This window comes from Bacteroides sp. 1_1_14, assembly GCF_000162515.1.
GTDB classification, from domain to species: Bacteria; Bacteroidota; Bacteroidia; order Bacteroidales; family Bacteroidaceae; genus Bacteroides; species Bacteroides thetaiotaomicron.
In genome coordinates this window covers 53,616-65,937 of sequence record NZ_GG774706.1, presented here as the reverse complement: position 1 = coordinate 65,937, position 12,322 = coordinate 53,616, and the positions used below count along the sequence as shown (strand labels likewise).

The 12,322-nt window shown below is 42.5% G+C and carries 10 protein-coding genes and 1 pseudogene; 2 read left to right on the top strand and 9 right to left on the bottom strand.

Features of this window, described 5'->3' with window-relative positions; translation table 11 throughout:
- Window positions 1–333, top strand: a pseudogene (locus tag HMPREF9007_RS26835) (transposase); the annotation flags it as partial.
- A gap of 108 nt (window positions 334–441) precedes the next feature.
- Here the strand turns inward: HMPREF9007_RS26835 and HMPREF9007_RS12200 are convergent.
- The 9 genes from HMPREF9007_RS12200 to HMPREF9007_RS12240 form a co-directional block, all read right to left on the bottom strand.
- The gene (locus HMPREF9007_RS12200) at window positions 442–1,395 is read right to left on the bottom strand and encodes a fimbrillin family protein (protein WP_008761728.1); all 954 of its coding nucleotides are present in this window, start codon (window positions 1,393–1,395) and stop codon (window positions 442–444) included.
- Window positions 1,396–1,447: 52 nt separating this feature from the next.
- Complete coding sequence (locus tag HMPREF9007_RS12205; RefSeq protein ID WP_032850405.1) at window positions 1,448–2,428, bottom strand: DUF5119 domain-containing protein; 981 nt, start codon at window positions 2,426–2,428, stop codon at window positions 1,448–1,450.
- Window positions 2,429–2,435: 7 nt separating this feature from the next.
- Window positions 2,436–3,713: a DUF3575 domain-containing protein gene (locus HMPREF9007_RS12210; RefSeq protein ID WP_008761726.1), complete on the bottom strand. Its 1,278-nt coding sequence runs from the start codon at window positions 3,711–3,713 to the stop codon at window positions 2,436–2,438.
- 271 nt (window positions 3,714–3,984) lie between these two features.
- A complete protein-coding gene (locus tag HMPREF9007_RS12215; RefSeq protein ID WP_008761725.1) occupies window positions 3,985–4,482 on the bottom strand; it encodes a DsbA family protein in 498 nt (165 codons plus the stop codon).
- 960 nt (window positions 4,483–5,442) lie between these two features.
- Window positions 5,443–5,664 carry a DUF4248 domain-containing protein gene (locus HMPREF9007_RS12220; RefSeq protein ID WP_008761724.1) on the bottom strand — a complete coding sequence of 74 codons (222 nt, stop codon included), beginning with the start codon at window positions 5,662–5,664 and terminating at the stop codon, window positions 5,443–5,445.
- 470 nt (window positions 5,665–6,134) lie between these two features.
- The gene (locus HMPREF9007_RS12225) at window positions 6,135–7,646 is read right to left on the bottom strand and encodes a putative Ig domain-containing protein (protein ID WP_008761722.1); all 1,512 of its coding nucleotides are present in this window, start codon (window positions 7,644–7,646) and stop codon (window positions 6,135–6,137) included.
- Window positions 7,647–7,856: 210 nt separating this feature from the next.
- On the bottom strand, window positions 7,857–8,978 hold the full coding sequence (gene dprA, locus HMPREF9007_RS12230) for a DNA-processing protein DprA (RefSeq protein ID WP_008761721.1): 1,122 nt from the start codon (window positions 8,976–8,978) through the stop codon (window positions 7,857–7,859).
- Window positions 8,975–9,379, bottom strand: a complete 405-nt coding sequence (locus HMPREF9007_RS12235; RefSeq protein ID WP_008761720.1) for an acyl-CoA thioesterase — start codon at window positions 9,377–9,379, stop codon at window positions 8,975–8,977. Before HMPREF9007_RS12235 ends, dprA begins: the two co-directional genes overlap by 4 nt.
- 3 nt (window positions 9,380–9,382) lie before the next feature.
- Complete coding sequence (locus HMPREF9007_RS12240; protein WP_008761719.1) at window positions 9,383–10,666, bottom strand: peptidase U32 family protein; 1,284 nt, start codon at window positions 10,664–10,666, stop codon at window positions 9,383–9,385.
- Between the two features lie 90 nt (window positions 10,667–10,756).
- Here HMPREF9007_RS12240 and HMPREF9007_RS0125020 point away from each other — a divergent pair.
- Window positions 10,757–12,322 (top strand): RNA-binding domain-containing protein (locus tag HMPREF9007_RS0125020; RefSeq protein ID WP_008761718.1); only part of this gene is annotated, 1,566 nt, incomplete at its 3' end.

The following is a 12,322-nucleotide window of genomic DNA, read 5'->3' as shown; positions in this document are numbered from 1 at the left end:
AAACCAATACAAACGGCAGGCACGGGAAAGGTTACTCTCGGAAGAAGGCATCAGGCATAGGGGAAGCGATGTATAGAACCGGAAGCAGTTTTTGGACAAATGAAACACAACATGGCATACAAAAGGTTCCGGCATGTGGGAGAAGACAAGGTTACAATGGACTTTGCCTTCTTTGCTATAGCTTTTAATATCAAAAAGATGTGTACAAAACTACTAAAAGCAGGAAAGAGAAGGAGTGCACACACTATATTTATCTTTATCAGACCACGTGTGACTCAAAATACGACGAATATTAAGCCTTATTACCTAATTACTGAAAAAATAGTCGCATAGACAAAAAAAGAGGAATGACTATTTTATATTAAAAAAAGAAGGGGATGTGCCTTAGTTTTGACACAGCCCCTTCATAGAAATATCACATTTTCACCATTTACAAAAAAATTATGGTTGAGTTGTTTTATCTTGAGAATCTTCCTCACCCCAAGGATTAACTACAGTACTATAAGTTATAGCCTCTGCACCTGTTGGTAATATCAACTTATAACAAATATTACTGCCTTTCTTCCATTCAACACCACCAATTGCAACTTTCTTAGTTCCATTAAAAGTCACTTGGTTAGTGGAATTAGCTGTCGCTGTATATGTAATCGAGATTTCAGCACCAGCAGGAACTGTTTGTGGCATTAACATTAAAGCATTACTACCTGTTGAAAGTTTTAATACATTATCAGTTATTGTTCCATTAAAATCACCTGCATAAGCATAAGAAGCAGTGCCATCTTGAGCTGTCCAGTCACCGATGCTGTTACTATAAGTAAATGTGCCTGAGTTATTAACTCCACTAATTGAAATATTTGTAATAGCATAAGTAAAGCCAGTTGTCAGTCCTGCCGAAAAATTCAACTGTATTAATGCATGGTTAAAAGCCAAAGATACATCAGTCCCTCTTGCTTTATTCAGATTACTAGCTACAACCAAATCTTCTTGTGATTCAACCGCCTTAACCTCATATTTAAATGAAGGATAACCTGTTGTAGCTTGATATTCTTTTATAGAAGCAGGAGAATACGCAAAGAAACAAAGTTTCTCTGCCACATTTGCAGGCCAATAGAAAGTGTTTCCTGTCCAAGTAGCTGCGGATTTTGAATATGTTTCCGGTCCAAATATTGCAGTTGAGAGATTACCTGTACCATTAAAATCCGTTGTACCCACATTATAGCCATAAATTGTGAAAGTCTCAAAAGCGTCCGTTACAAGAGGGGTAACTCTCGTAGCTTTTCCAACTACCGGAGTAAAGTTTATTTCCTCTTTTTGTCCTAGATTCTCAAATTCTTCATTCTGTGAGCAGCTTGTAATTGTTGCAACTGCTGCAATCGCCAATAATACCTTTTTCATAATCGTATTTTTTTAAGTTTATAATATTGTTATATCTTGTTTATGTCTAATCTCAAATTACGGGCAAAGGCACTTCCTCCTCTTCTCCCCAATCACCAACTTCGCCACCAATACCACCCCCTCCGCCATCCGGATTAGTAGTCGGCTTTTCAACCTCAACTTGATCGTCAAGTGGCAACTCTATCTCTGTTGGAGGCTCAACAACATCACCGTCATCATCTCCGCCACTTCCACTTCCGCCTCCTTTTTCCGCATCAGTAACCACCTCCGTTATATCAATCTCCGCTTTCTGCACGGTTTTATCTACTTTAATAAAAGCCAGTGTCAGCTTTATCTTGTCACCTGCCCGGCTTATCGCCCCTTCCGGTAACCCAAAAGCTGTAAAACTACCCGTTACTTCGCCCGAACGTCCTTGCGCTTCAAAGTAGATAGGAGCATCGTTCATCATCCCGCAACATCTGCCCAAACAGTAACAACCCGCCATACCTTCCACACTGCCAACGATTGAAGAAACATATTCCAGCCCTTCCACCTTGATCTTGAAAGAATAGGTCTTTACCACTAATTTCGGTTTCCAATCCAGTAGAAGCTCTTCTTCACTGTTCGCTATATGTAAATCATCGATCTGCACTACGTATAAGGGATCAGGTCCCCATACCATTTTCTCCGTTCCCGCTATTCCCAGACCATTGCAATAGCCTGTAAATGCTTCAATCGTCTCATAGGCTTCCTCTCCTCTGATCTGTACCGTTTCAGTGTCGTAGTTGTAAGCCACTACCGAGTAACGCCCCGGCGGCACCTTTACTTTTCCACCTCTTACTGAAAGATATGTATCAATCTTTCTGCCTTCCGCACTCTTCGGATAAAAAATCACCCGAACCCCTTCCGGCAACTTATCGGTAACACCGTTCCAATCTAACTTTATATCTACCCCGCTTACGGGATAATCATCCAATAGTTCGCGACGGCTACATCCGGTCAGCATCAGCAGCGAGGACAGAAGCACAAGAAGTATGTATCTTGTATCTTGCATAACGTCCTTATCTCCCTCTTTTTATCAGCCATACCAGAGAGACTTTCGCCTTGGTAGGACCTATAAAGTTATAACGTCCACTAGTTGTCCACACGATATCCCCCTCGTAAGGAGTATATTTCTTATATTCTGTTGTCAGATACCCGATGCCGAAGCTAAATTCGAGCGACAGATGGCGAGCCAGTTGCCGCGCATACCCGTAGGTCACTCCCGCAGCTCCGTAATAATCGCCCCGGTAACCGTCGCCCTTCCACTGGAAATCGTAAATTCCACCTTCAGCATAAAGCCCAACAAAATGGCCTGTCAGCCGATTGCGCTTCTGACGATTGCCCAACCAGCAACGTCCTTCCACTCCTCCCGAAAGAAGCTGATAACAGAAATTGTGTTTACTGTTGAGCCACCACGGGCATTTGTATTCAGCATTTAAAGACCACCTTTTGCCTACCGGAATCTCTACTTCCAGATTTGGCGCCAACGCCAAGTCGTACAACAGATTATTCTTCACTGCAAGCACCGTTTTACTTTCAACCGGCCCTTCTGCCTCCGACACTACCACCTCATAAGCCATACTCTCTTTACTTTCTCCCTCCGGCTTATCAGGTTGATCGCTCGGAAGCGCCTCTTCCTGCTTTGAAACAAACAATCCGGAGACAGAAGATACCGGTTCAAAAATATTCTTTTCCATTTCCGGAACTTTGCGGACAATCGTAATCTCAGCGCGTCTCAACTTAGGTAACACGTTGCGGACAATATATCGGTAAGCCATTCCCTGATTCAACTTCTGCAACAGTTCTTTTCGCTTCACGATGTTATCCCGATGATAATCTATCAACATCAAGACTTCTTCCCGGTCCGGCAAGTCTGAATCCGACGCCACCAACTTACGAAGTTCAGACCAGTCTTCTCCTTCAGAAGTAAGTTTAATCTTTTCGACATCAACATACGGATAACGTTGCCTTAAGAACTCTCTCATCGAATTGTTTCTTCGGACAGATAATGCGGCATTGTAAACCGAATCTCCGTCAGGCGATACAAAAGTGACCACATTGAGCGCAGTGATATATCTTGAATTTATTCTTTCCTCAAGCAAAGAATCTAAAACATTAATTTCTTGATTATTAGTTTTATAACAGGAATCAACATCTGTTTCTTCCTGATCGAAATATATCACCACCCGCCTGATAGTGTCACTCGCAACCGTGAAAACCGGAACCACTGCATACACACTTTCTGATAAAGCAAGAAATGCCATGAGAATAACGCATGTATAGATTCCGTTTTTCATAATTGTTCGTTTCTGTGAACAAATATAGAAGTTATAATATAAACTAAATCATACTAGCAGAACAAAAAACAGGACATGGAAGGTTCTGTGAAACGATTGGAACGAATTTGCAAGTTTAGAAGCAAATAAGGAGGAAACAATAAATACACCAAGGCATTATATAAAGAAAAAATGCACAGAAAATCGAGTATAACCGATTATCTGTGCATTTGCAACTTTTCAATAAGCCTTTCCCACGCTGTCTGCTACCTAAAAAGAAAGTACAGAAGATTTATACAGTCGGGTCCGGCGCTTCTTCATCACCCTTTCCTCCGTCTCCACCGGGATTAGGTTTTACGCTACCGCTGCCATTGTTACTACTTCCGTCCGTATAGTCCGTATCCAACTCCGCACGACGGGTAATACTCATATCATCCAACGTGGTCTTGAATATTTTTCCAGGATAGAAAAGGATCTTTCTTTGGACGATTGACTTAGATGATACTTCCTTCTCGTCATCCGCACTCTTAGCGCGAATGGTAGGGCTGAAGATGCCGAACTCACCCATCTGAACGCTCTTTCCGTCGTCAATGTCCTCCGCCATCATATCGACAAGACCGCTGACGACCAGATCCACTACCTTGCGGTGAACTCCACAAAGACGGCTCACCTTGCCACACATCTTGGAAAAACTTACTCTGCCGGAACGAACCGACTTTGCTACATACTTTTCGTTTTTGTCCTTGTCAAAACCGAACACTCTTTTTGTTACTACATACTCTAAAGCCATAATTGTTAAAGTTTAAATGGTTAAAAAAATAAAGGTTATCTGTTTGCCATTCCGTTTTGTCTGAATGACTCTGCAAAGATATAACAGGGCGCAAACCGTCCAGTCCCCTTTAGTCCCCCTTGTGTCTCCTTTCAATGGCTTTAAAGCAGTAAATATCCTAAAGTAATTCGCTTATTTTCAATCGACTATACAGATGAATATTTTTTTTTCGAAAGTGCGTTCATTGCTGTTTCTCCCAATAGAGTCTGTCGGTTTCCAGTCTCCATATACCGACATACCCCCGCCCGCAATCAGTAGAGAAGGAGCGCTTCGAAATACAATTCTTTACCTGCTTACTCAGAGTCTCACTATCTCCCAATGGTCAAGTAAGCATTTCCAATGTATCTTTACCTATGACGAGATATTCCCCTCTTTGATCTGTTGCCTTAACCTGTATGCAGATGCCAACATACAAAAAGATAATAAATAGAAAAGTGTGCTTTCTCATAGCTTTATAATTTTAGAAAACCGAATATACATATATATAATAGAGCAATAATACTCATTTCGGTATTTATCATATGCGAATAAACGAATTATTCTGTTTGCTCAAATAGAATTACGTACAAATTAGCTGCATTATAGTATAACCAACGAAAAAGCAACATGATACTTTGTCATACAAAACGGTCTATGAGAGAAAGGTAAAAATAGTCATGCAAATTTACCAATATACTAATCCAATGAATACGATACTGCCTTCTCCCGATTTACCCACAATGAAAAACATAGACACTGTATACTAAAACCGTATTTGAGTTTCTAATAAATTCTTTCATCGTTTATTAGAAACGGTACCCAAGTTTATTAAAAACGCTGATACGCCTTTCAAATCTCTTTTTCTTGAATTTATGCAACAAAAAAGGCTGCAAACTCCGTAAAAGTTTGCAGCCTTTTGCTCATTGCCGGGCTACTTATGCCCTAATCCTCATAAGGATCTCCTAGATGTTTTGTTATAATCTTATACTGTTTTGATGTCAAAAACCGATGATTGTACGGCAAGTAACCTGTCGGTATAAGTTCTTTGACCAACGGGTTACAACCTTTAATCCATCGGCTGAGACAATGCACCGCATTTTTACTCGTTGTACATCCGGGGAAGTACATCGCAGCCAGTGCAGCAAAAGATAAGATTCCTCTCATTCGTTTCTAAGTTTTGATTTGAATTTTATTGTTGTTATTATGGGAACAAATATACAACATAAAAAAGCCTTTGTCAAGTCCTCAAGACCTTCGAGCGTTAATAACAAATTAAAGAACTGGAGTACTGGCACATAAGCAAGGATTGCATCGTCAATGACTAACAAGTTTGTTACTAACAACTTTGTTAGTAACAAACTTGTTAGTTAATAAAAAGGCTGAGATTCCTCAATTCAGACCCATTGTGTGCGATAACAGTGAAAATCCGTGAAAGAAATCAAAAGAGACGCAAATACAAGAATATTATTTGGAAGGAATAGCAAGAAGACTTACATTTGTCATGTGATTTTTTTCATAGTATTAGATTTAAGGTTAACAAAGGTTGGAGCAAGGCGTTGCTCCTTTTTTTATGCCCCAACCTTTCTTTATTTTACCTCAGAGATTTATTACTGTCATTCCAGTACTGTCATTGACTATTTTTTCGGCTTTCCACAGATATAAACCTTGCATTGGTAAGGCGCCAAGTCCACCATTATGTTATTCGCAGCATTTTCCATAGAACGGCTGTCAAGACTATACACCTGCTCCAAAGACAGGTCTTCCACCGTTTTTGAATTTAATTCTATAGTACGTGGAGTATCCGCCCGGTTAAAACAAGCTACCGCTTTGCGACCGTCAGCCAACGGCTTTACCCAAATATCATAATGATCTGCACGGATGCTGCGCTCCGCCTGCTTGCCCAACACATCCTGGTTGATAGCAATCAGGTCCCTATCCAACAGAACCTGCAATGTACTGTCATTCATACTTCGCACGTCATTTCCGCAAAGTAATGGAGAAGCCATCATACACCATAATGCAAAATGAGACTTATACTGTTCGTGGGTGCAACCTTCCGATTCATATCCGATACTCATACTCTTACCACCGATACCAACTACCAGCATATCCGGATCATTCCAACCGGAAGGACCGCCATATTCACTCAAAGGAGCATTGATTTCAAGAATATTCAGGATACCACGAAGCCCGCCCAACTTGTTGGCTTCCCGGTTCCAGACATCGCCTATATCTCCCGAAACGCGCCACAAATGTCCGCCTACCTGTTTTGCCCATTTCCAAGGTTCGCGCTGTCCCCACTCACAAATGGAGAACACGATGGAACGTCCCGTAGCACGCAACGCCTTTCCCATCTTTGCATAGCGCTCCATAGCCTCCACCCGGTCGACAGGAGCATTGCAATAATCATACTTCAACAAATCGACACCCCACGAAGCGAAATCTTTCGCATCCACTTCTTCGTAGCCGTAACTGCCGCATACACCACCACAAGTCTTATCGGCTGCATCCGAATAAATTCCGAGTTTGAAGCCACGTTCGTGCAGATAATCTGCCACATACTTTATTCCACGCGGGAACTTATCTTTATTGATCTGCAAATGTCCGTCAGCTCCCCGTTCGGGCAACTGCCAGAAGTCGTCGATATTAATATAGGAATAGCCTAAATCCCGCATTCCGTTGGCTACCAGCGCATCCGCAGTTTGCAAAACCAACTCCTCGGTGAGATGTCGCCCGAAAGTATTCCAACTGTTCCAACCCATGGGAGGAGTCAGCAACAGGTCATCACCAATGCGGATCACGAGCTTTTCCGTACTGGTCCCCAATGCGTTCTTAGCTTTAAGAGTGACGGTATATTCACCTTTAGAAGCTACTGATCCTGTGATAATCCCTGTTTTCGAATCCAGTTTCAATCCTTTCGGAAGTTTCTCCGCACTCCATTCCATCGGCCGCTGACCGGTAGTAGGAATATAAAAGAGGAAAGGACTGGCAGGATAATTGCCAATCGCCCGGGGAGAGTTAATACATGGTTTTCCTTCAAAAACCTTTTGAGAAGCATCCGGTAGAGAGATATTTCCGGCAACAGATACGCTTGCTACAAAAAGAGCAAGAATAGACAAAATTACGATACAACGTGTTTGATTCATAGTTGTTTGTTTTTTATTATGCCACTAAGATAGGAGAAAAAACAGAATGAAGTAACAATAAACATACTTTTCACACTCTAAAACTGCATTTTTTCTGTGCAAGAACCATTTGTTGTCCTTGTGTGTTCTGGACGGTTAACAGGCATACTATTGCCATGAATGCCCCAAAATGTCGTTTCATTTCAAATTGTTTTAGGTTGGTCATTAGATTTATAATAATTGATAAACTCCTCCTGCCAATACCCGTACGGCTCCCTTCATTTCCAGTTCAAAGAGAATTGCACTCATTTTATGTACGGGAATATCTGTCTCTACCACTAAGGTATTAATCTGTAAGTTTCCTTGTTTTTCCAACGTATGGACTACCTTTTGCTCCTCTTCTGTCAGTTCCAGAAACAGGCTGCGTTGTACATTCTCTACCTTTGCCGGATGTGAATCCAACGTCCATCCCATCGCCTCCACCAAGTCTTCGGCAGACAACAGAAGGGATGCTTTACTGTCACGGATCAGTTGGTTACATCCTTTTGAATATTCGTCGGTCACACGACCGGGGAAGGCGAAACAGTCGCGGTGATAGCTTTCCGCAAGCTCGGCTGTGATCAGAGAGCCGCCTTTGGCAGCCGATTCTACCACAATCGTAGCATCACACATACCGGCCACAATACGGTTGCGACTGATAAAATTGTGTTTATCCGGTGTTGTACCGACAGGAAACTCTGTCAGCAATCCGCCTTTATCAAGCATTTCAACGGCTGTCTTACGATGAAGAGAAGGGTAAATACGGTCCAGTCCGTGAGCTAACACGCCGACCGTAGGCAAGTCATTGTCCAATGCACTCCGGTGGGCATTGATATCAATGCCGTAAGCAAGGCCGCTGACAACTAATACATCAGGACACAAAGTTTTTAAGTCACGGAGGAAAGTAGTACAGAGTTGCGTACCGTAATCAGTAGCGTGGCGGGTGCCCACCATATTAATGATATGGAGAGCGTTCAAATCGGCATTTCCCTTATAGAACAGTACAACAGGAGCGTCTTCACACTCCCGCAAGCGGGAAGGATACGCCTCATCATGAAAAGTCAGGCACTGGATATGATTCTTTTGCAGGAATACAAGTTCCTGTTCAGCACGGGCAATAATTGACGGACAGTCCAGTGCACCCGACACCCGTTCATGTACTCCGGATAATCGCTGCGCCAGTTCTTTCCGGAAGCGGAACACATCGGTGGCACTCTTCATGCCCTCTACCAGACGTTTCGCTCCAATGTGCCCGATACCGGGCACCATTGTCAGAGCGATGCTATATATTTGTTCTTGTTCGTTATCGGTCATTTCAGGTATGGAGCAAAGACATTGTCGAACAATTCGCTGTTACTTAAACGTCCGTTTACCACACATACCGTCTCAACAGTGGATTTCACTACTACTTTCTGATCGCTTTTGCGGAAGATATCCTGATAGAATACGTATTTGATGCCTTCTTTCTTCATATACAGTTTGGAGACAAACTCATCCCCACTCTTCAACGGAGTCTTGAAAGCCATATTGATACGTGCCACTACCGGATCGACTCCCTGTTCATGCAACGCCGCAAAGCTAACACCTACCGAGGTCAGAAACTCGTGGCGGGTATGCTCCAGATAATGCTGATAATTGGCATTGTTGACAATCCCCTGAAGGTCACATTCGTAATCACGCACCTTCATCTCCAATTCGTAGATATACTGGCTCATCGTTTATCCTCTTTTCTGTTCTACATCAAGTCCCTTGAATTTCTTCAATTCTTCGGTAGATACCAATTTATATAATTTGTCGCTGGGACGTATCTTCTCTGATTTCATTGAGAAACGCTGACCTTTCTTTACCGTCTCTACCGGCTTCAGATCGACACGCGCTTCGTCCAGTGTCATAAAGACTGCGCCGGTGGTAGGTCCCGTTATCAGCAGCTTGTCACCTACACTGACTTCGGCAGCTTCTACCAAGAACTCAGAGACACCGATATTGGAGAAGTATTTGATACCTTTGCCCACATAGATTTTACGTTCCGTAGCGGCCGAACCATAATTCCGTGTCCATTCGCCCAAGCGTTGTCCCAGATAGTAGCCATCCCAAAAGCCACGGTTAAAGACTGCCTTCAGACGTTCATCCCAAGCGGCAATCTTTTCGTCTGTAAACGTATCATCCAGATAGGCCTTTATCGCTTCTTTATAACATTCCACCACCGTACGCACATACTCAGGACCGCGGGCACGTCCCTCAATCTTGAATACACGCACACCCGCATCCATCATCTTATTCATAAAATGAATGGTCTTCAAGTCTTTCGGTGACATGATATATTCATTGTCGATATCCAGTTCCACATCCGTCTCCTTATCGCGAACCGTATAAGAACGGCGGCATACCTGCATACAGGCACCCCGATTGGCCGAGTGATTCATTTCGTGCAGAGACAAATAGCACTTACCGGAGACTGCCATGCACAAGGCACCGTGACAGAACATTTCAATACGAATCTGCTCTCCGCTCGGACCGCAGATATTCTCTTCCCGAATCTGACGATAAATCTCGGCCACCTGTTCCAGATTCAACTCACGGGCCAGCACTACGACATCGGCAAACTGGGCGTAGAACTTCAAGGCTTCCGCATTCGATATATTCAATTGAGTAGACAAGTGTACTTCCTGACCGATCTGACGGGCATAGTTCATTACCGCTACATCGGCAGCGATCACCGCTGATATTCCTGCCGCTTTAGCCGCGTCCACAATGGTACGCATCAAAGGAATATCCTTATCATAGATAATGGTATTAACGGTCAGATAGCTTTTCATTCCATGTTCATCACACGTCTGAGCTATCTCACGCAAATCATCAACGGTAAACGTATTGGCAGAACGGGCACGCATGTTAAGGTTTTCTATACCAAAATAGATAGAATCGGCTCCAGCCTGAATGGCCGCCGCAAGGGATTCACGCGAACCGACAGGCGCCATTATTTCAAAATCTTTTATATTCATTTTACTATCTGATAATCATTTAAATGTGATAGGAGGGTACAAAGGTACGAATTAATACGTATTTTTGCAGAAAATCAAGTAGAAAGAAAAATGGATCATAAGAAACCTATCATACTAAACGACCTGGAAGAATGGGATTTTATTGACTATATAGACTCATTGATACAGAAGGAGGAGACTGTAGACTTAGAGTTTAAGATAGCCAAAGATGGTCTTCCTAATAGTTTATGGGATACTTATTCTTCTTTCGCCAATACAGATGGGGGAATTATCGTACTAGGTGTCAAAGAACACAAGCAACAGTTTATCATTGAAGGACTGACCAAAGAGCAAATCGGCCAATACAAAAAAGACTTTTGGAACCAAGCAAACAACCCGGATTGTATAAATGAAAACCTTCTTGTGGACAAAGATTTGTATGAAGGATCTTATAAAGGTAAAAGGCTTCTTCTGATTTACGTCCCCCGGGCAAGTCGCACACAACGTCCTATCTACAGAACCAAAAATCCTTTTGGCGGACATACATTTAAGCGTAATCACGAAGGTGACTATAAATGTACGGATGCAGAAGTCAGACGCATGATTGCAGATTCAGACGAAAGCCATCCACGCGATTCAAGAATTCTGTCCAATTATTCTATGGACGATATTGACAAAGAGACACTGATTCAATACAGGCGACTTTTTGCTAACCTTAAGCCATCCCACCCATGGCTTAGCTTAGATGATCTGGACTTCTTAACCAAACTGGAAGCATACCGCAGAGACCGACATACCAAAGAAGAAGGATTCACATTGGCTGGAATTCTCATGTTCGGGAAAACAGAAAGCATCACAGATCCGGAATGTGCGCCAAACTATTTCCCGGATTATAGAGAGCATCTGGAAACGGATATTTCTCTCAGATGGTCAGACCGTATCTGTCCGGACGGCACTTGGGAAGCCAACCTTTTTCAGTTCTACCGTAAAGTATATCCCAAACTGACAGCCATATTGCCAAAACCTTTTCAAATAAAAAATGGAATACGCATTGACGAAACGCCTACCCATATCGCAGTACGTGAGGCATTTATCAATGCTCTTATTCACTGCGACTTCTCAGAAGAAGGAAATATTGTCGTTGAACAATGGGTCGATAAATATCGTTTCAAAAACCCCGGAACAATGCTTGTCAGCAAAGCACAATATTATCAAGGAGGAGATAGTGTATGTCGCAATAAGGCGCTACAGAAAATGTTTATGCTGATCGGCTTTTCAGAGAAAGCGGGAAGTGGAGTAAATAAGATAATAAAAGGCTGGAGAGAAGCTAACTGGCAGAAACCATATGTTGAAGAATTCAATCGACCTGACAAAGTAGAATTAACCCTACCTATGATCAGCTTATTACCGGATGATGCGGTAATTAAACTAAAGGAACTATTTGATGGAAAGGTTGAGAGCTTGTCACAAGATGAGCTAACAGCTTTAGTGACTTGTTATAGCGAAAACGAAATTAGTAACAGCCAACTGCAATATATTGTCCCCCAACATCGTTCGGACATTACAAAGATGCTGAAGAAGCTTTGTAATGAGGGGTTCTTAGTTTCAAAAGGAATGGAAGAGGAACAAAATATCATGTTAATGAGCCAGAAGGAAAAGTTAGAATCTCAGAAAGCT